The 18,872-nt window shown below is 68.3% G+C and carries 16 protein-coding genes; 8 read left to right on the top strand and 8 right to left on the bottom strand.

The window, feature by feature from the left end:
* Positions 1–104 precede the first annotated feature (104 nt).
* From ACFWPK_RS01030 to cofC, 3 genes are all read right to left on the bottom strand, one after another.
* Positions 105–1,052, bottom strand: coding sequence for an NUDIX domain-containing protein (locus ACFWPK_RS01030; protein WP_378912465.1), 948 nt, complete (start codon positions 1,050–1,052; stop codon positions 105–107).
* Entirely contained in the window at positions 1,049–3,217 is a 2,169-nt protein-coding gene (locus tag ACFWPK_RS01025) for an RNA degradosome polyphosphate kinase (RefSeq protein WP_378912464.1), read from the bottom strand. The genes ACFWPK_RS01030 and ACFWPK_RS01025 overlap by 4 nt, the downstream gene beginning before the upstream one ends.
* 72 nt (positions 3,218–3,289) lie before the next feature.
* Positions 3,290–3,961 (bottom strand): 2-phospho-L-lactate guanylyltransferase, encoded by a 672-nt coding sequence (gene cofC, locus ACFWPK_RS01020; RefSeq protein WP_378912463.1) that lies wholly within the window; start codon positions 3,959–3,961, stop codon positions 3,290–3,292.
* A gap of 545 nt (positions 3,962–4,506) precedes the next feature.
* On the opposite strand from cofC, the gene ACFWPK_RS01015 reads away from it, so the two are divergent.
* The 3 genes from ACFWPK_RS01015 to ACFWPK_RS01005 are packed head-to-tail and all read left to right on the top strand — an operon-like array spanning position 4,507 to position 7,927.
* The gene (locus ACFWPK_RS01015; RefSeq protein ID WP_378912462.1) at positions 4,507–5,754 is read left to right on the top strand and encodes an IS110 family transposase; all 1,248 of its coding nucleotides are present in this window, start codon (positions 4,507–4,509) and stop codon (positions 5,752–5,754) included.
* A 41-nt stretch (positions 5,755–5,795) separates the two neighbouring features.
* Positions 5,796–6,791 (top strand): NAD(P)H-dependent glycerol-3-phosphate dehydrogenase, encoded by a 996-nt coding sequence (locus tag ACFWPK_RS01010; RefSeq protein WP_378912461.1) that lies wholly within the window; start codon positions 5,796–5,798, stop codon positions 6,789–6,791.
* Between the two features lie 44 nt (positions 6,792–6,835).
* Positions 6,836–7,927: a D-alanine--D-alanine ligase family protein gene (locus ACFWPK_RS01005; protein WP_378912460.1), complete on the top strand. Its 1,092-nt coding sequence runs from the start codon at positions 6,836–6,838 to the stop codon at positions 7,925–7,927.
* 69 nt (positions 7,928–7,996) lie between these two features.
* On the opposite strand, the gene ACFWPK_RS01000 is transcribed toward ACFWPK_RS01005, so the two are convergent.
* The gene (locus ACFWPK_RS01000; protein ID WP_378912459.1) at positions 7,997–8,785 is read right to left on the bottom strand and encodes a DUF3515 domain-containing protein; all 789 of its coding nucleotides are present in this window, start codon (positions 8,783–8,785) and stop codon (positions 7,997–7,999) included.
* A gap of 119 nt (positions 8,786–8,904) precedes the next feature.
* On the opposite strand from ACFWPK_RS01000, the gene ACFWPK_RS00995 reads away from it, so the two are divergent.
* From ACFWPK_RS00995 to ACFWPK_RS00985, 3 genes are read left to right on the top strand one after another with little or no spacing between them, the layout of a single operon-like run.
* Positions 8,905–9,909 (top strand): thiamine-phosphate kinase, encoded by a 1,005-nt coding sequence (locus ACFWPK_RS00995; RefSeq protein ID WP_378912745.1) that lies wholly within the window; start codon positions 8,905–8,907, stop codon positions 9,907–9,909.
* 11 nt (positions 9,910–9,920) lie between these two features.
* Complete coding sequence (locus ACFWPK_RS00990) at positions 9,921–10,604, top strand: uracil-DNA glycosylase (RefSeq protein WP_378912458.1); 684 nt, start codon at positions 9,921–9,923, stop codon at positions 10,602–10,604.
* A gap of 49 nt (positions 10,605–10,653) precedes the next feature.
* A complete protein-coding gene (locus tag ACFWPK_RS00985; RefSeq protein WP_378912457.1) occupies positions 10,654–10,905 on the top strand; it encodes a hypothetical protein in 252 nt (83 codons plus the stop codon).
* Positions 10,906–11,028: 123 nt separating this feature from the next.
* Here ACFWPK_RS00985 and ACFWPK_RS00980 read toward each other — a convergent pair whose 3' ends face one another.
* The 3 genes from ACFWPK_RS00980 to rpmB all read right to left on the bottom strand — a co-directional run bounded on the left by ACFWPK_RS00980 (position 11,029) and on the right by rpmB (position 12,729).
* A complete protein-coding gene (locus tag ACFWPK_RS00980; protein WP_378912456.1) occupies positions 11,029–11,817 on the bottom strand; it encodes an enoyl-CoA hydratase/isomerase family protein in 789 nt (262 codons plus the stop codon).
* Positions 11,818–11,943: 126 nt separating this feature from the next.
* The gene (locus ACFWPK_RS00975; protein WP_378912455.1) at positions 11,944–12,438 is read right to left on the bottom strand and encodes a GNAT family N-acetyltransferase; all 495 of its coding nucleotides are present in this window, start codon (positions 12,436–12,438) and stop codon (positions 11,944–11,946) included.
* A 99-nt stretch (positions 12,439–12,537) separates the two neighbouring features.
* Positions 12,538–12,729 carry a 50S ribosomal protein L28 gene (gene rpmB, locus ACFWPK_RS00970; RefSeq protein WP_011210730.1) on the bottom strand — a complete coding sequence of 64 codons (192 nt, stop codon included), beginning with the start codon at positions 12,727–12,729 and terminating at the stop codon, positions 12,538–12,540.
* A 379-nt stretch (positions 12,730–13,108) separates the two neighbouring features.
* Here rpmB and ACFWPK_RS00965 point away from each other — a divergent pair, with 379 nt between their 5' ends.
* Positions 13,109–15,001 carry a DAK2 domain-containing protein gene (locus tag ACFWPK_RS00965; RefSeq protein WP_378912454.1) on the top strand — a complete coding sequence of 631 codons (1,893 nt, stop codon included), beginning with the start codon at positions 13,109–13,111 and terminating at the stop codon, positions 14,999–15,001.
* Entirely contained in the window at positions 15,002–17,260 is a 2,259-nt protein-coding gene (gene recG / locus ACFWPK_RS00960; protein ID WP_378912453.1) for an ATP-dependent DNA helicase RecG, read from the top strand.
* Positions 17,261–17,276: 16 nt separating this feature from the next.
* Here the strand turns inward: recG and ACFWPK_RS00955 are convergent, their stop codons facing one another.
* Positions 17,277–18,701, bottom strand: a complete 1,425-nt coding sequence (locus ACFWPK_RS00955) for a short-chain fatty acyl-CoA regulator family protein (protein WP_378912452.1) — start codon at positions 18,699–18,701, stop codon at positions 17,277–17,279.
* Positions 18,702–18,872: the final 171 nt, after the last annotated feature.

The following is an 18,872-nucleotide window of genomic DNA, read 5'->3' as shown; positions in this document are numbered from 1 at the left end:
AGGTCGGGGAATGTGCACGTAACGCCGCATCACCCACCACTGGACCGAGAACGGCCCCGGGAATCCCGGGGCCGTTTCGGCTGTTTCGAGCCTGTCCGGGTGACTCAGGTCGTGACGATTGCCGTCGACAGCGAACGGTCCATATGGTTCGCGGCGACCAATCGGTCCCCGACGAACGACAATGCCCAGACACTGCCCTTGCGATTGCGCGCCGAGGGCAGCGTGAGCCCGCCCTGCTCGGCCAGCCACTGTGTCAGATCGGGAATCACCCCGCCCTGACTACACACGACCGGCACCCCCCGATCTGTTACCAACGACAGAAATCGTTGCCGCGCGGTGCTTTTCGCTGAATCGTAACCTTGCTCGGAAAACATTGGCTCGCAATTGATTTCGGCATCGAGCTGTTCTGCCAACGGGGTCACGGTTTGGATGCAGCGCAGCGGATCGGCGGAATAGATCTCGGATGCGCCGAACGCCAACAGATTCGGCGTCAATCCCTTCGCCTGCTGTTCCCCGGCCGCCTCGAGCGGTCGTAACTCGTCGGGTCCGTCGAAGCCGTGGCGCTTGCCCGCCTTGGCGTGGCGCACCAGCAGCACCGTCTTGGTGCGGGCGGGCAGCCGGGCGAAGATCCGGACGATCTGGCGGTCCATCGGATACGACAACTGGTCCATCACCTCGGCCAGGCGGAACCAGCGCAACTGGTCGACTTCGTCGTTGACGGCGAAGTCGCCGTCGGCGGCCTCGGCGGCCCAGTAGTCGACCCGCTTGAGCTGACGGTGGCCCGGGATCGGATAGGTGACGTGGCCGAGATAGCGCCCCAGCGTGGCGGGCAGGCCGGTTTCCTCGGCTACCTCGCGCACGGCCGCGACCACCGGGGTCTCGCCGGGATCGAGCTTGCCCTTCGGCAGCGACCAGTCACCGTATTTCGGCCGGTGGATGACACCGATCTCCGGGCCAGCAGCGCCCGCACGCCACAGAACCGCGCCGGCCGCATGAATATTGGGCCGTACCCTCGGGTCGCGCAACGACGCGTCCTTGCTCTGTGCGCTCACGGCTGATCGGGGCGACGCAAACGCATGAGGAACGCTTGGTGATCACGCACCTGGTCGGCCTCGACATCGGAGGGGCTGGCCTGCCAGGTCCCGTCCGGCAGCATGATCCAGCAGCGGGTCGCCGGATCGAGCGCGGAATCGAACACCTGCGCGAGCTGGTCGACGAGCTTGGGATCGGTCACCTGCACCATCACTTCGACGCGGCGGTCGAGATTGCGGTGCATCATGTCGGCGCTGCCGATCCACGTCTGATCCTGCGCACCGAATTCCATGACCCGCGAATGTTCGAGGAACCGGCCGAGGATCGAGCGCACCTCGATGTTCTCGCTCAGGCCTGGCACACCCGCGCGCAGGCCGCAGATGCCGCGCACCACGATCTGCACCGGCACGCCCGCCTGGGAGGCGCGGTAGAGCGCGTCGATGATCTGCTCGTCGACGATCGCGTTGGCCTTGATCCGGATCCGGGCGTCCGCACCCTGTCCGGCCAGCTCGATTTCGCGATCGATGCGCTCGATGATGCCCGCGCGCACGCCCAGTGGCGCGACCATCAGGTTGCGGTAGTCCTCCTTGCGGGAGTATCCGGTCAGCGAATTGAACAGGTCGGTGAGATCGGCGCCGATTTCCGGTGCGGCGGTGAACAGCCCGACGTCCTCGTACAGGCGCGCGGTCTTCGGGTTGTAGTTACCGGTGCCGATGTGGCAGTAGCGGCGGATCGTGGAACCCTCGCGACGCACCACCAGGCAGGTCTTGCAGTGGGTCTTGAGGCCGACCAGGCCGTAGACCACGTGCACGCCCGCCTGTTCCAGTTCGCGCGCCCATTTGATGTTGGCCTGCTCGTCGAAGCGGGCCTTGATCTCGACCAGCGCGACGACCTGCTTGCCCGCCTCGGCGGCCTCGATCAGCGAGTTGATGATGGGGGAGTCACCGGAGGTGCGGTAGAGCGTCTGCTTGATCGCGAGCACCTGCGGGTCGGCAGCGGCCTGTTCGATGAAGCGCTGCACGCTGGTGGAGAAGGAGTCGTAGGGGTGGTGCACCAGCACGTCGCCCTCGCGCAGCGCGGCGAAGACATTGCGCGGGGTCTCGCGCTCACCGAAGGCCGCCGGGGTGGCCGGGACATACGGCGCGTCTTTGAGTTCGGGGCGGTCGACACCGTAGACCTGCCACAGGCAGGACAGGTCGAGCAGGCCGGGTACCTGGATGACGTCGGCGGGGTCGACCTCTAACTCACGTAGTAGCAACTCCAGCATGTGCTCGGTCATGTCGTCGGAGACCTCGAGGCGCACCGGCTTGCCGAAGCGGCGACGGGCGAGTTCGCGCTCCATCGCCTGCAGCAGGTCTTCGTCGCGGTCCTCGTCGACCTCGAAATCGGCGTTGCGGGTGATCCGGAACGAATGCGTCTCCACCACGGTCAGACCGGGGAACAACAGGTCGAGGTGGGCGGCGATGAGGTCTTCCATCGGCAGGAACGCCGCGATCGCCGACGGCGCGCCGGTGCGGCGCACGCGCACGAAGCGGTCGACGTTGTCGGGCACCTTCACCCGCGCGAAGTGCTCGCCGCCGGTGCCGGTGTCGCGCACGGTCACCGCGAGGTTGAGGCTCAGGCCGGAGATGTAGGGGAACGGGTGCGCCGGGTCGACGGCGAGCGGAGTGAGGACCGGGAACACCTGGTCGGTGAAGTAGTTCGAGAGGCGTTGGCGCTCATCGTCGTCGAGGTCGCTCCAGCCGATGATGTCGATGCCCTCGACGGCGAGGGCCGGGTTCACCGCGTCGATGAAGACCTTCGCGTGCCGTTCGGCGAGTTCCTGGGCGCGGGCGGTGATCATCTCCAGCTGTTCCAACGGTGAGCGACCGTCGGCCGAGCGCACCGACAGGCCGGTTTCGGCACGGCGTTTCAGGCCTGCGACGCGCACCATGTAGAACTCGTCGAGATTGGAGGCGAAGATCGCGAGGAACTTGGCCCGCTCCAGCAACGGCAGCGAGGCGTCCTCGGCGAGGGCGAGTACGCGGGCGTTGAAGTCGAGCCAGCTCAGCTCGCGGTTGAGGTAGCGATCGCGGGGCAACCGTTGCGACGTGGCGCTCGCGCCCGAGGTGATCGCGGCCGCGGGTGGCGGGGAAATCGGGGGCAACTGCTTGATGGTTTCCGTATCGCTCACGGGATCAATCATCCCTCGAGAAAGGTCCACCGCGCATCACGACATCGCACGGATCATTCCGCCCGGTCCGTATGTGGCGATCTGCTAGCACACAGTGCGAACGGGATCACTTCTGTGCGGCGAGAATCCGAATTCGCGCAGGGTCGATGCCGTGAATTCGCCGACTCCGAGCGCGCGGACGATGTCGAGATCCTCGGGGGTGTCGACATCGCAGCGCAGGCCGGGCCAGTGCCCGAGCAGCGGTACGGCCCCGCCGTCGCGGTGTGCGCTCGCGGAATCGGCCCCGAACCGGGGCGAGAGCGGCGCGGCGGTATCGCGGACCAGCAATGCGGCAGTGCCGGTGCCCGTGTGATCGATCACCACCGATCGAGCGCCGACGGCGACGGTGAGTACGTCGGCGAGCTCGGACGGGCGCAGGGCGGGCAGGTCGGCCTGCAGGGCGAGCAGGTGGGTGGGGCCGTGGCGGTCGCGCACGTCGGCGGCGCCCGCCGCGAGCGCGGTATTGAGCGGATCGTCGCCTGCCGCTGGTTCATCGATCACGTGCGCGCCGAGTTCGAGAGCGCGGACGGCGACCAGCGGATCGGGAGTGACCACGGTCAGCGACACCAGCTCGGGCACGGCGGTAGCGGCCACGGCGGTGTCGGTGAACATGGCCAGCACGAGCTGGGCGCGCTGCTCGGTGCTGAGCACGCTCGCCAGCCTGCTCTTGGCCCGGCCGATGTGTTTGACCGCCATTACGGCGTGCACGGTGTGCATGGCTTCGATCCTACTTAGCTGGTAACGATCAGATACCGCACCGTTCGATGCCTGCTTCGATCCAGACCAGCTAGGTCTCATGCAAGGCCGTGCGCGAACAGTGCCGGTGGCGATCGTTCAGTGGTTCGGCCGCGAATGATGACGCATTCAAATTATCCGGGGCCGCGATCCCTTACCGCAGACCTCGCGCACATTCGCGGCCGAACCACGCACGGACTTGCCAACGGACGACCTCTTCAAGGGATCTGGCCTACGAGGCCTTGAACAAGACCGAGGCGTCAGTGGCACAAGGCTGCTGAGCAGCCGATTCCGGTGATGCTCAGTCCCTTTCGGGCGTTTCATTGATCGTGGTCCGAGCCCGCCCACACGACCGAACACCTCGCTGAATGCGAGCCTTGAGCTCTCGCGAAGACAGGTGTCGTGTGGGTGCGCTGGGAGCGCGAACAACTCATCGGAGGCCAGCCCAAAGAGGCTCGTAAGTAGGGCGTCGCGCGTTCCTGCCTGGGCCTTGTGACCTGCGGAAACAACCAAACACTGGAGGGCAGATGAGTCGCTATTGCGGGATCGACTGGGCCGAAGGACATCACGACATCGCCATCGTCGACCAAGACGGCGCGTTGGTGTCGAAAAAGCGGATCGGTGACGATCCCGCTGGTTTCACCGCTCTCACACAACTACTCACCGATGCCGGCGACACCGCTGAGGACCCGATCCCCGTCGCGATCGAGACCCCGCGCGGGCTCATGGTCGCCGCGATCCGCGCCACCGGTCGAACTGTCTACGCGATCAACCCGATGGCCGTCGCCCGCTACCGCGAACGCCACACCATGGCGCGGTCGAAGTCCGACCACGCCGACGCGATGACCCTGGCCAACATCTTGCGCGTCGACGCCCACATGCACCGACCGATCCCAGCCGACACCGAACTCACCCAAGCCATCGCCGTGCTCGCCCGCGCCCAACAGGACGCCGTCTGGCGCCGCACCAAGGCCAGCAACCAGCTGCGGTCCTTGCTGCGCGAATTCCACCCGGTGTTCCTGGCCGCGTTCGCTGACAAGTCCGCCACCAACCTCGCCAAACCCGAGGCCCGCGCGATCCTGGCCATCGCCCCGACCCCCGCCGCCACGGCGAAACTGACCCGAGCCCGTGTCGCGGCCGCGCTGCGCCGGGCCGGCCGCAAACGCGGCATCGAGGCCCTGGCCGACGAAATCGTGGACAAGCTGCGCCGTCCCGGCCTGCGCCAGCTCGACTTGGTCGAGAAGGCCATGGGCCGCCAAGCCCTCGCCCTGCTCGCCACCCTCGATGCCGCCTGCACCGGCGCCGACGACCTGGAACAAGCCGCCGCCGAGGAGTTCCGCAAACACCCCGATCACGCGATCATCACCAGCTTCCCGGGCTTGGCCGACCTCACCGGCGCCCGCGTTCTCGCCGAGATCGGCGACGACCGCACCCGGTTCGCCGACGCCCGCGCATTGAAGGCCTACGCCGGAACCGCACCCGTCACCCGCGCGTCCGGGCGCAGCATCTCGATCACCTTCCGACGGATCAAGAACGACCGCCTCGCCGCCGCAGGCTGGGTCTGGGGATTCGCCGCCGGCAGCAACCCCGGTCCCGCCCGAGAGTACTACCTACGCCGCCGCGCCCACGGCGACCGACACTCCGCAGCCTTGCGGCACCTGGTGAACAAGATGCTCGGTCAGCTCTACTACTGCCTCCAAAACGGTCAGGAATTCGACCCGACGAGAGCATTCGGGCAACCCGCCACAACCACTCCAAAACCGGTCGCGGCTTGACACTTAGAAGCATCGGAGGTCTTGCATGGCATATTGGGCTGATGACGAGGGCGGCGGTTATGGGTGCGGGGTCGTGGGGTACGGCGTTCGCGAAGGTGTTGGCCGAGGCGGGGACGGACGTGACGATCTGGGCCCGGCGGGCCGAGGTGGCGCAGGCGCTCGAAACCGAGCACCGCAATCCGTTCTACCTGCCCGGCGTGCAGTTGCCGCCCGTGCGGGGGACCGATGATCATCGGGTCGCGCTGGACGGGGCCGATCTGGTGGTGCTCGCGGTGCCGTCGCAGTCGTTGCGGGCGAATCTGGATCTGTGGAAGGGCGATATCGGGTCCGAGGCCACCTTGATGAGTCTGGCCAAGGGGATCGAGACCGGCACGCTGCTGCGGATGAGTCAGGTGATCGCGGAGGTCACCGGGGCCGAGCCGGGGCGCATCGCGGTGCTGTCGGGTCCGAATCTGGCGCACGAGATCGTCGAACGTCAGCCCGCGGCGACGGTGATCGCGTGCACCGATACCGAGCGCGCCGTGGCCGCGCAGCGGGCGTGTGCCACCGGGTATTTCCGGCCGTACACCAATACCGATGTGATCGGCTGCGAGATCGGTGGCGCGTGCAAGAACGTCATCGCGCTCGCGTGCGGCATCGCCTCGGGCATGGGGCTGGGCGACAACTCGGTCGCCAGCCTGATCACGCGCGGGCTCGCCGAGGTGATGCGGCTCGGTGTAGCGCTGGGTGCGCAACCGGTGACGCTGGCCGGGCTCGCGGGTGTCGGCGATCTGGTGGCTACCTGTACCTCGCCGTTGTCGCGCAACCGGTCCTTCGGGTACGCGCTCGGTGCCGGCGGCACGATGACCGCCGCGCAGGAAGCGACCAATGGGCAGGTGGCCGAAGGTGTGAAGTCGTGCACATCGGTGCGGGCCCTGGCCGCCGAGCACGGGGTGGAGATGCCGCTCACCGACGCGGTGCACAAGGTGTGCCACGAGGGGCTATCGGTGAGCGAGGCCGTCGGCAGCCTGCTCGGCAGGCGGATCAAGCCCGAATAAGGGCGATAGCGCCATGACGGCGAGAACCTACTACGGTGACGTTCATGACGGAACGCATCAGGGTAGCTGTGGTGTTCGGCGGGCGCAGCAGCGAGCACGCCGTCTCGTGCGTATCGGCGAGCAGTGTGCTGCGCAACCTCGATCCGACGCGCTACGAGGTGGTGCCGATCGGCATCACCCCCACCGGTGGCTGGGTGCTGGCCGACGGGATCGGCGAATTGGCGCTGAGCCACGGCGTGCAACCGCAGGTCGACGCGTCGGGGACCGCCCTCACGCTGGCCGCTGACCCCGGCCGCTCCGGTGCGCTGGTCGCGCTCGACTCGAGCGTCGTGCTGGGCAACGTCGATGTCGTGTTCCCGATCCTGCACGGTCCCTTCGGTGAGGACGGCACGCTGCAGGGCATGCTCGAGCTGGCCGGGATTCCCTATGTCGGCGCGGGCGTGCTTGCCAGCGCGGCGGGCATGGACAAGGAGTTCACCAAGAAATTGCTGGCCGCCGAATCGCTGCCCGTCGGCGTGCAAGTGGTGCTGCGTCCCGGCACCGAAACGCTGTCCGGCGCCGACCGGGCCCGGATCGGCCTGCCTGCCTTCGTGAAGCCCGCGCGCGGTGGTTCCTCGATCGGCATCACCAAGATCACCGACTGGGCCGATCTGGGTGCGGCCATCGCCGCCGCCCGCGCGCACGACCCCAAGGTGATCGTCGAAGCGGGCATCGTCGGACGCGAAGTCGAGTGTGGCGTACTGGAATTCGCCGACGGTGAGGTCCGGGCCAGCGTCGTCTCCGAGATCCGGATGCCCGATGCCGACGCGGCCGCCCCCGAGTTCTACGACTTCGCCACCAAATACCTCGACGACGTGTGCGAATTCGATGTGCCCGCCAAGCTCGACGACGATGTCGCCGACGAGATCCGTGAGCTGTCGGTGCGCGCGTTCCGTGCGCTGGACTGCCAGGGCCTTGCCCGGGTCGACTTCTTCGTCACCGAGAACGGTCCGGTGATCAACGAGATCAACACGATGCCCGGCTTCACGCCGATCTCGCAGTACCCGCGGATGTGGGAAGCCACCGGCATCGATTACCCGACGCTGGTGTCGACGCTGATCGAGACGGCGGTCGCGCGCGGGACCGGACTGCGGTAGCAGTTCTGTTCGGCCGCAGGGCTTTCGGCTGGGTGGTGCTCGAAAGCCCTACGGCGCCAATTGATTAGCTCAGAGTTCGCCCGGAGTCGGTTCGCGGGCAGGCAGATTCGCGTTGATGGTCTCGGACACGGTCTGCACCGCGCTGGTACCGGAGCCGTCGGGGAGGGTCAGGGCGATGTAGGTCTCGCGGTCGACGGCGAACCAGGTGCCGGTCTTGCCGACCTCGTCGCGGACCTGGAACCACTTCACGCCGTCGATGACCGTCAGCGGGGACGCGCGGTTGAACTCGAGCGGGCGGTCGAGGCCGCAGCGCAGCGTGATCGGGTCGCCGCCGTCGGGGAGCTGCCAGGCGCGGGTGGCAGGCGGGGCGGGTTCGACGAGGGTGGCCTTGGTGTAGTCGCCGAGCTCTGCGGGCAGGGCGGGCAGCAGGGCCTGGCAGGCGGGGCCGTCGGCAGCGGGGGCCGGGACCGGGCCGAGGGCGAGGGGTGCGCGTTCGACCGGGGCACGCAGGGCGATGAAAGCGGCGACCAGCACGGCGACGATCAGTACGACCGGTAGGGCGACCGCTGTGGCGATGAGCGCAGGGGAGTGGTGCGACTCGGTGTCGGAGTCCGCGTCGTCGGTGTCCGCGTCCGTGTCGGAGCTTGCGTTCACGGACGTGCTCGCGTCCGCGTCGACGTCGCCGGGCGAGGTAGACGCCTCTGATCGGGCGTCGGTCGGATCCTCCGCCGTCGGTTGTGCAGCTGCGTCGGTATTCGCGGCGGATGCCGGCTTGTCGCCGGACGATTTCGCGTCGGTTGTGGCGGTGTCGTCGGGGGTGGTCGCCTCGTCGCGATCCTCCGGTGTCGAGTCCGCCATAGCTGTGTGGTCCTTCCATTCGAGGGTTCGCCTGCACCGTCGGTGGTGCCCGATCGCCTTCGAAAGGGTACCGTCGGGGCGATTTCGTCGGTCAGCAGCACAGCGGGAAGGGGTCGGTCATCAGCGAGGACAGCCGTCCGCAGACGGTGCGTGAGCTGGGTGAATTCGCCTTGATCGACCGGATCAACGCCGGTCGGGAGCAGGCCGCGCACGTGCTGATCGGACCTGGCGACGATGCCGCGCTGGTCGCCGCGCCCGATGGGCGGTTCGTGGTGAGCACCGACATGCTCGTCGAAGGCCGGCACTTCCGGCTCGACTGGTCCTCGCCCGTCGACATCGGCCGCAAGGCCATCGCGCAGAACGCCGCCGACGTGGTGGCGATGGGGGCGCGGCCGACGGCGTTCGTGGTCGCGCTCGGCTGCCCGGCCGAAACGCCGGTGTCGGTGGTCGAAGGGATCGCCGACGGAATGTGGATCGAGGCGAGCCGCGCCGGGGGTTCCATCGCGGGCGGCGATCTGGTGCTCAGCGAGCAACTGGTGGTTTCGGTGACCGCGTTCGGCGATCTGGGCGGGCAAGGCGCGATCACTCGATCCGGCGCCCGCGTCGGCGATATCGTCGCTGTCGCAGGCGAACTCGGCTGGTCGGGTGCTGGGTTGGCCGTATTGTCCGGTGGCGCGGATACTTCCGATCCGGACTTCACCTATGCCCTTGCGACACATCGTGTTCCGCAACCCCCGTACGCCGCGGTCCTCGATGCGTTCGGCACGCACACCCCGACCGCCCTCACCGATATCTCCGACGGATTGCTCGCCGACCTCGGGCATCTCGCCGCCGCCTCGAACGTCGCGATCGACGTCCACCGCGCCGCACTCACCGACCCCGATCTGGCGGCCCTCGCGAAATTGCTCGATGCCGATGCCGCGCAATGGATTCTGGCCGGCGGCGAAGACCACGCCTTCGCCGGAACCTGGCCCGCCGGTGTCGCGCTACCCGCGGGCTGGCGGCCGATCGGCGAAGTAACCGCAGGCAGTGGCGTCACCGTCGACGGTGCGGCACCCACCGGCGGTACCGGCTGGGAATCGTTCCGTGGGGCGGGCGCCACGCCCACCGACGACGAACGATAGGTTGTGCGGTCATGGGTGCCAAACCACTGTCGGAGATCATCGATCCGGGCTGGGCCCGGGCACTGGAGCCGGTCACCGACCGCATCAGCGAAATGGGCGAGTTCCTACGTGAGGAGAACGCGGCAGGCCGCGGCTACCTTCCCGAAGGGGAGAACGTGTTGCGCGCATTCCAGCGCCCGTTCGACGCGGTGCGCGTGCTCATCGTCGGCCAGGACCCGTACCCCACACCGGGCCACGCGATGGGGCTGAGTTTCTCTGTCACACCACAGGTTTCGCCGGTCCCGCGCAGCCTGTCCAACATCTTCGCCGAATACAGCAAAGACCTCGGCTTCGATACGCCGACCTGTGGTGACCTGAGCCCGTGGTCGGATCAGGGCGTGCTGCTGCTGAACCGAGTCCTCACCGTCACCCCTGGTGCGCCCGCTTCGCATCGCGGCAAAGGCTGGGAAGCGGTCACCGAGCAGGCGATCCGGGCGCTGGTCGCCCGCGACCAACCACTCGTCGCAGTTCTGTGGGGCAACGATGCTCGCTCGCTCAAGCCCACGCTCGTCGATGCCGAGGTGCCTTACGTCGAATCGGCGCACCCCTCACCGCTTTCCGCCTCACGCGGGTTCTTCGGTTCACGACCGTTCTCCCGGGTCAATGAACTGCTCGACGAACTCGGCGCCGACCCCGTCGACTGGCGGCTGCCCTGACCCGGGGCGTCGCCTGCACCAGAAGAGAATGATGAAGGAGCACAACCCGATGCACATCACCACCGTTCGCGCTGCCCTCGCGACCGTCGCCGTGGCCGCCGCCATCACCGCGGGCGCAGGCTCGGCCACCGCCGCCGGCCTGCAGCTCGAGCCCTACAACGAGCAGGCCGCGCCGGTGGCCACCACCCAGGTCGGCGAGGAATGGACCTCCACCGGCACCTCCACCATCTCTTCCGGCGTGAACGCGAAGGTGACCTGCCTGCTGCAGAACACCTTCAGCGCCCTCGGCGCTGCTTGCTGAATTGTTGGCGGCTGGCGCCGCGGGGTTTTCGGCCCTGAGGCGGCCGAAAACCGTGGTGGCTGAGTCCCGGCGTGGCGTTGGTCGCGCCGGGTGGGTCAGTTCAGTCGCGGGAGTTGGTCACTTCTATGTGAGGCCAACGTAGTTCGGCTTGCGCTTGCCTACGAAAGCGTCGACGCCTTCACGGCCGGTGTCGCTGTTCGCGGCGGCCGAGATGCTGTCGCGTTCGGCATCGAGCTGCTGGTCCAATGTTGCCGTCGGTGACTGGGCCAGCAGCTTTTTCATGGCCGTGTAGGTGGCGCGGGGGCCGGTGACGAAGGTCTGCGCCACGCGGAACGCTTCGGCGCGGATGTCCTCGTCCGCGACCGTGCGGCTCAGGATGCCGAGGCGCACGGCCTCTTCGGCGTCTAGTACCGCATCGGTGAGCAGGATTTCGGTCGCCCGGCTCAGGCCGACGATGCGGGGCAGCGACCAGGACATGCCACCGTCGGGGGACAGGCCGATGCCGGGGTAGGCGGGGCGCAGTTTCGTCGAGGGACCACCGATCGCGATGTCGGCGGCGCAGACCAGGCTCATGCCCGCACCCGCCGCCCAGCCCTGCACGGCGACGATCACGGGGACAGGGGCGGCCGCGAGCGCACGGACGAAATCGTGGAGTTCGTCGGCCAGCTTGTGCAGGTACGCACCGCGGTCATCGGCGGCGGCGAAGTTGCGGACATTGCCGCCCGCGCAGAAGTTCGCGCCCGCGCCGGTGAGCAGGATCGCGCCGACTGACGGGTCGAGGGCGCGCAGGGCGTCGGTGCCCGCGTTGATCAGGTCGAAATCCATCGAGGTGCCTGCGGCGGAGGTGGCGATGGTCAGCTGCAGCACGCCGTCGATGACCTCGGCGGCGGGGACAGGTTCGGTGGTACTCATGGGCGTCACCTTAACGGGGCTCCCGGCGCGCGGCGTTCGCAGTCCTTACTCGGAGGTACGCCCAACGGGCACAGTCGCGACAGCGTTCGTCAGCTGCGCACGGCCGGAGCGAAGGCGGAGGTACGCCTAGCCCCGGTCCCGGCGCCACAATTGTTCGGGCAGCAGGGTGAACGGGTCGGTTCGGCGGATGCCGGTGTCGGTGAAGCCGTGCCTGCGATAGAAGGCGTGGGCGCGCGGATAGTCGGCGAAGACCCAGAGGGTGCACGGTGAACCGGGGGCGGCGGCGTCGATCAGGGCGTCGGCGATGCCGGTGCCGTGCCAGGCGCTGCGGACGTAGAGCGCTTCGAGTTCGGCGGACCCGTCCGCCTGCCGACCAGGTAAGTGCGAATTCGTCCCGGAGGCGAAGCCGATCAGGCGGTCACCGACCAGCGCGACGGGCAACTCGTGGGTGCCCTCGGCGCGACGACGTTCCCAGGTGAGCGCGGAGCGTTCGAGGTCGAAGCCGTCGAGGATGTGACCGGGCACCAGCGTTTCGTAGGCCTCGCGCCAGCTGGCGATGTGGCAGGCGGCGAGTTCGGTGACCCGGTTCGCCGTCAGCGGCACGATCTGCCAGTCAGGCACGGCGGGCCCGCTCGGCGATGCTCGGCCGCTGGACGACAAAGCCCCGGATCACCCACAAGGGGTGCCGGGGCGCTGTCGGCAGAATGTACGGGCTGAAAATCAGCCGCGGACGACCTTGCCCGCCTTCAGGCAGGAGGTGCACACGTTCATCCGGCGGGTGTTGCCAGGGGCAACCTGCGCACGCACGGTCTGGATGTTCGGGTTCCAGCGACGGTTGGTGCGCCGGTGCGAGTGCGAGACCGACTTCCCGAAACCGGGGCCCTTGGCGCAGACGTCGCAAACGGCAGCCATGTCGCGAGCTCCTTCATGTCATAAGCGGACAGCGGCGCACGTATGCCCGCTGAACCGGAAACTGATGTCGTCAAATGCCTTGCCGACTGACGTCGGCCAGCGCAGACCCACGTGGGCCGCACGAGGCAACCCTGCAAGACTAGCGGGCCGGGCCTCGAAGTTCCAAACCGGGTGCCCCGGTCGACTCGCCGAGCACAACCCGGCTGAGAACCCGTCCGAGGTCAGCGTACGCGTACCTCCGCCTTCGCTCCGGCCGTGCGCGGCTGAGGACGCTGTCGCGGCTGTGCTCGATGGGGCCCCGTCGGTAGCTGCCGCTAACCTGGCGTGCGTGCTCGGCGCGCGGGTACGCAGAACGGGGAGCGAGGTGGCGGTGTCGCACGTGCGGGAGTCTCTCGACGGGCCCGATCTGCTGGTCTGGGCCCGCAGGTGCCGCACCGATCTAGAACTACGTCGCGCCGAGATCGACGCGCTCAATGTCTTCCCGATCGCCGACGCCGACACCGGAACCAACCTCCTCGCCACCATGCGGGCCGCGGTCGCGACGGCGGACCGGGCGGTGCGCGGCGTGGAGTCCGCCACTTCCGGCCCCAGCGGGCTCGCGGGCCTCGGCGATCACCACGCGGAAGCCATCGGCGTCGACGGGCCTTCGGCTCACCTCATCGCCCAGGCCCTGGCCCGTGGTGCCACGACGGGTGCGCGCGGAAACTCGGGCATCATCCTGTCGCAGGTCTTGCGCGGCGTCGCGGAGGCTGTTGTCGCAGGTCCGTTGACCGGCGCGCGACTGCAGGTGGCGTTGCGGCGGTCGGCGGTGCTCGTGCGAACAGGACTGAGCGCCCCGGTCGAGGGCACGATCCTGACAGTTCTCGACCGCGCAGCCGCCGCTGCCGCCGAGTCAGCGGAACCCTCGCTGGCTGCGGTCTCCCGGTCCGCCGCCGAGGGTGCCGCGCGTGCGCTGACCGAGACCCCGACCCAACTGAGCGTGCTGCGCGCCGCCGGAGTCGTCGATGCGGGGGCGCGCGGACTGCTGGTGCTGCTCGATTGCCTCGTGGCGGAAGTCTGCGGTGAGACGCCGGAACGAGTCAGGTACACGCGGGGCGAACGCGCCGACCACGGACCACATCGGCGACCCGGCAGCACCAACGACGACGACAAGCCCGAAAGCAGCGGGCGCGCGGCCGAAGAACCGTGCCGGACTCCTGACTTCCTCGACGACCGCGATCATCGCGAGCAGGCGGCCGATCCGCATTTCGAGGTCATGTACGTGATCTCCGGCACCGACGAGGCGGCCGCGGGTGGGTTGCGGGATCGGCTCGCGGTGCTGGGTGACTCGGTGGTGGTGGTCGGTGACGGTGACACCACCTGGTCCGCCCATGTGCACTGTCGTGATGCGGGCGCGGCCATCGAGGCGGGGCTCGCGGTGGGCACTGTGACGGGCATCCGGATCGAGAGTTTCGCGGTGACCGCGCCCCACAGCGGCAACCACGGGCACGACGCCACCCACCACGCGTACTCCTTGGATGGCGCGCGCGGCGATTCCGGAGCGCGCGAGCCACACGCGAGCCACGATCGGCCACCGGGTCTCGTCGACCGCGAGGTCCACACCGGTGACGACCTCGCTGACCGCGGCGTCCTCGCGGTGGTGGGCGGTGCCGCTGCCGCGCGTCTGTTCGAGGACGCCGGCGCGGTGGTGTTGCGTGGGGATCGGCAACTCGATACGAGCGCCCTGCTGCGGGCGATCCGCGGGATGCCGAATCGGGAGGTGCTGGTCTTGCCCAACGGGGCATTGCCCGCGCAGGAACTCGTCGCGGTCGGTGTGGCCGCGCGTGACGGGTCGCGTGATGTGTTGTTGCTGCCGAGTGCGTCGATGGTGCAGGGCCTCGCGGCGCTGGCGGTGCACGATCGGGGGCGGATCGCGGTGGATGACGCGTTCGCGATGTCGGAGGCGGCGGCGACCACTCGGTGGGGTGCCCTGCGGGCGGCGCGGGTGCGAGCCTTGACCATGGTCGGAATGTGTTCTCCCGGTGACGGACTCGGACTCGTCGGCCACGATGTGGTAATGATCGACCCCGATGTGGTCGGCGCGGGACGCATCCTGCTGGACCGAATGCTCGGTCTCGGTGGGGAATTGGTGACACTACTGATGGGCGCCGATGCGGGGCCCGAACTGGCGCAGGTGCTCGCCGACCATGTGACGGCCGGTTTCCCCGGCGTCGAGGTGGTCGTGTATTCCGGTGGACAGCAAGCGGATCTGGTGCAGATAGGGGTCGAGTAGATGGCGACGTTGAGTGACCGGCTCGACCACGTGCTGGGCGTCAAGGCGGCCGACCGGCTGACCGAGTCGTTCGACATGTCCACGGTCGAGGATCTGTTGCGCCACTATCCGGTGCGCTACGCGACCCAGGGTCAGCCCCTCACCGAGGAGGAACCCGAGGAGGGCGCGCACATCACCGTCATCGGCCGCATCACGAAAACCGAACTGCGCCCGATGAAGAACCGTCGCGGCTCGCTGCTGAAAGTGCAGCTCGACACCGGCGCCAAGCGTCCGCTCGAGGCCACCTTCTTCAACGGTGACAAGGTGCGCTATCTGGTGAAAGAAGGTGTGCGAGCGATGATGTCGGGCACCGTGCACTGGTGGCGGCCCGATCGCTGGAACCTCTCGCACCCCGACTACCTCATCTTGCCCGACAAGCCGGAAGCGGGCGTGGAGGAACTCACGTCCGTGCGTGGCAGCGGCGCGCTGCGCGGCCTCGCACAGAGTGCGAAAGGTGCCGGGGGAGTGGATGCCTCGTTCTTCGAGCGCGAATTCGTTCCCGTGTATCCGGCGACCGCCAAGGTTCAGAGCTGGGATCTGCTGGCCTGCATCCGCCAGGTGCTCGACCAGCTCGACCACATCGAGGACCCGCTGCCCGCCGACCTGCGCGAGGAACGGAAATTCCTCCCGCTCTCGGAAGCGCTGCGCCTGATCCACCTGCCCGAGCACAAGCTGGATATCGAAAAGGCCAGGGACAGACTTCGTTTCGACGAGGCCCTCGCACTGCAACTCGTGCTGGCCGAACGCCGCCACGAGGTGGAGGGCCGCACCGCCCCGGCCTGTCCGCCATCGGCCGACGGTATCGCCGCCACCTTCGACGAACGGTTGCCCTTCGAGCTCACCGAAGGTCAGCAGCAGGTACTCGAGGAGATCTCGCAAGACCTGTCGCGCACCCGTCCGATGCACCGGCTGCTGCAGGGCGAGGTGGGCTCGGGCAAAACGATCGTGGCGCTGAACGCCATGCTGCAAGTAGTGGACTCGGGCCGTCAGTGCGCGCTGCTCGCACCGACCGAAGTCCTGGCCGCGCAGCACTATCGGTCGCTGCGCGCCATGCTGGGTGACCTCGGCAACGCGGGCGAACTCGGTGCCGCCGAGAAGTCGACCAAGGTCGTCCTGCTCACCGGATCGATGTCGACGGCGGCGAAGAAGTCGGCGCTGCTGGACGCGATGACCGGTGAGGCGGGCATCGTCATCGGCACCCACGCGCTCATCCAGGACGCGGTCGAGTTCTACGACCTCGGCCTCGTGGTGGTCGACGAACAGCACCGCTTCGGTGTCGAGCAGCGAGATGCGTTGCGCGCCAAGGCGAAAGACGGCATCAGCCCGCACCTGCTGGTGATGACCGCGACGCCGATCCCGCGCACCATCGCGATGACCACCCTCGGCGACCTCGAGACCTCCACGCTCACCCAGCTGCCCAAGGGCCGCTCGCCGATCGTCTCGAAAGTCGTGCCGCGCAAACTGCATCCGGGCTGGGTGGATCGCGCCTGGGAACGCATCGTCGAGGAGGTCGGCCAGGGCAGGCAGGCCTATGTGGTGTGCTCGCGCATCGGCGAGGATCCCGACGCGCCACCGGCGAAGGGTAAGAAGGCGGAGAAGGAAGGCCCGACCACCGCGGCCGCCGTCGAGATGTACGAGACGCTGAGCGCCGGTCCGCTCGCCGGTGTGCGCGTGGGCCTGCTGCACGGCAGGCTGCCGTCCGACGAAAAAGACCACGTGATGCGCCAATTCAACGACGGCGCGATCGACGTCCTGGTCTGCACCACCGTCGTCGAGGTCGGTGTCGACGTGCCGAACGCGACCGTGATGGTGATCGTCGACGCCGATCGATTCGGCGTGAGTCAGCTGCACCAGTTGCGCGGGCGCATCGGCCGCGGCAAGCATCCCGGCCTGTGCCTGCTGGTCACCGATGCCGCGCCCGGCGGGACGGCGATGGCGCGGCTCGAAGCGGTGGCGGCGACCACCGACGGCTTCGAACTGTCGGTGCTCGACCTGCGGCAGCGTCGCGAAGGTGATGTCCTCGGCTCGGCGCAGTCCGGTACCGCGCGGTCGCTGCGTCTGCTCTCGCTGCTCGACGACCTCGAGGTGATCACCGCCGCACAGGAACTCGCCAGGCAGGTCGTCGCCGAGGACCCGGGTCTGGTGAACCACCCGGGCCTGGCGGGCATGATGCACGCCGCTGTCGACGGCGAACGCATCGAATACCTCGCCAAGTCCTGACCGGCCACGCGACCCGTCAGCGCGGTAGGCGCGGGTACGGCAGGTCGGTGCTGGTGTGTTCGGTCACGGCCAGGGGGCGCCCGATCTGCGGGAACGCGCGCTGTGGGCACCCGGGCCGCTCGCACACCTTGCACCCGGCCCCGATCGGCACCGCCACCTGCGGATCGTCCAGCTGCAGCCCCTGCGAGTACACCAGCCGGTCGGCGTATTCGATATCGCAGCCGAGCCCGATGACGAAGTTCTTCGACGCCGTCCCGAACCCCTGCGCGGCCGCGGGCGTGGTGCGAGCGATCCACAGGTACCGTCGCCCGTCGGGCATCTCCGAGATCTGGGTGAGAATGCGGCCGGGATGCGCGAACGCCTCGTGGGTGACCCACAGCGGGCAACTGCCGCCCACTCGGGAGAAGTGGAACGCGGTGGCGGACTGCCGTTTCGAGATATTGCCCGCCCGGTCGGTGCGTACCAGGAAGAACGGCACACCGCGCTGACCCTGCCGCTGCAGGGTGCTGAGCCGGTGGCAGACCGTCTCGAAACCGACCTCGAAACGCAGCGCGAGCAGGTCGGCGTCGTAGCGCAGTTCCTCGGCCGAGCGCAGGAACCGCCCGTAGGGCAGGATCAGCGCACCGGCGAAGTAGTTGGCCAGCCCGACTCTGGCCAGCGTGCGGGATTCGCCGGTGAGCGCCCGGGACTCGGCGAGCACGTTGTCGATCTCGCGGCCGTAGAGCAGCAGGCCGAGAGTGGTCGCGATCTGGAAGGCGCGCTGCCCGGGACGCAGCCGCCTGGCCAGGGTGAGGGTTCGCGTGTCGGGGTCGTAGTGCCGTTTCGGGATGGCCGGGTCGGCGCCGTCGCCGCGCACCAGCACCGTGACGCCCGCGCGTTCCTCGGCGATCCTGGCCAGCTGACGATCCAGCGAGCCGATGCTCAGACCGGATTCCTCGAACAGCTGCTCGGCGGCGTGGTCGAGGGTCGAGATGTGGTTGCGATGGTCGTAGAAGAAGTCGCGCACATCCTCGTACGGCATGGGTGTGCCCGGGGCGCCGGCGGGCGTGTCGACGCGCGAGGACAGCAGGTCGAGCTGGTCGGTCGCCGCGCGCAGCCGCCGGTGCATCGCGATCACGATGCGCGCCACCTCGGGCAGCCTGGTGGCCAGTTCCTCGACCTCGGTGATCGGTGCGGTATCGCCGCCGCCCGCGGCCTCCACCAGCACCTCGTGCAGGTCCGAGACCAGCCGCGCATCGGAGTCGGCGGCGAAGAACTGCACGTCGAGGTCGAAGGTCGAGTTGAGTTTCAGCAGCACGGGAATGGTCAGTGGACGCTGATCACGTTCGAGCTGATTGAGATAGCTGGGTGAGAGGTCCAGCGATTTCGCGAGCGCTGCCTGGGTCATCCGCCGTTCTTCGCGCAGCCTTCGTAGCCTGGCCCCCGCGTACATCTTCCGCACGCCGCAGATCTTAACGCGACCTGTTCGCAATGTTTGCTGAAAGTGGCGAATGACTCGGGAGAAGTCCAGTCCTGCAAGGGATTTTACCCGTGGCTACCCGTGCGTAACATGCGAAGGAGCAGGCCGGGCCGACCACACTGCCCCGGACGGAATCTCCGTCCGGGGCAGTGG

Origin of the sequence: Nocardia sp. NPDC058519 (genome assembly GCF_042719755.1) — a bacterium.
Lineage (GTDB): Bacteria > Actinomycetota > Actinomycetes > Mycobacteriales > Mycobacteriaceae > Nocardia.
Note: the sequence above shows the minus strand (reverse complement) of the source record. Positions and strands in the feature narration are given on the sequence as shown.

Bases quoted from the DNA above. Each gene is read 5' to 3' on its own strand.
- ACFWPK_RS00980 (WP_378912456.1), bottom strand. From the start codon at position 11,817: ATGAGTACCACCGAACCTGTCCCCGCCGCCGAGGTCATCGACGGCGTG.
- ACFWPK_RS01000 (WP_378912459.1), bottom strand. From the start codon at position 8,785: ATGGCGGACTCGACACCGGAGGATCGCGACGAGGCGACCACCCCCGAC.
- ACFWPK_RS01005 (WP_378912460.1), top strand. From the start codon at position 6,836: ATGACGGAACGCATCAGGGTAGCTGTGGTGTTCGGCGGGCGCAGCAGC.
- ACFWPK_RS01010 (WP_378912461.1), top strand. From the start codon at position 5,796: ATGACGAGGGCGGCGGTTATGGGTGCGGGGTCGTGGGGTACGGCGTTC.
- recG (WP_378912453.1), top strand. From the start codon at position 15,002: ATGGCGACGTTGAGTGACCGGCTCGACCACGTGCTGGGCGTCAAGGCG.
- ACFWPK_RS00985 (WP_378912457.1), top strand. From the start codon at position 10,654: ATGCACATCACCACCGTTCGCGCTGCCCTCGCGACCGTCGCCGTGGCC.
- cofC (WP_378912463.1), bottom strand. From the start codon at position 3,961: ATGCACACCGTGCACGCCGTAATGGCGGTCAAACACATCGGCCGGGCC.
- rpmB (WP_011210730.1), bottom strand. From the start codon at position 12,729: ATGGCTGCCGTTTGCGACGTCTGCGCCAAGGGCCCCGGTTTCGGGAAG.
- ACFWPK_RS01015 (WP_378912462.1), top strand. From the start codon at position 4,507: ATGAGTCGCTATTGCGGGATCGACTGGGCCGAAGGACATCACGACATC.
- ACFWPK_RS01025 (WP_378912464.1), bottom strand. From the start codon at position 3,217: ATGATTGATCCCGTGAGCGATACGGAAACCATCAAGCAGTTGCCCCCG.
- ACFWPK_RS00990 (WP_378912458.1), top strand. From the start codon at position 9,921: ATGGGTGCCAAACCACTGTCGGAGATCATCGATCCGGGCTGGGCCCGG.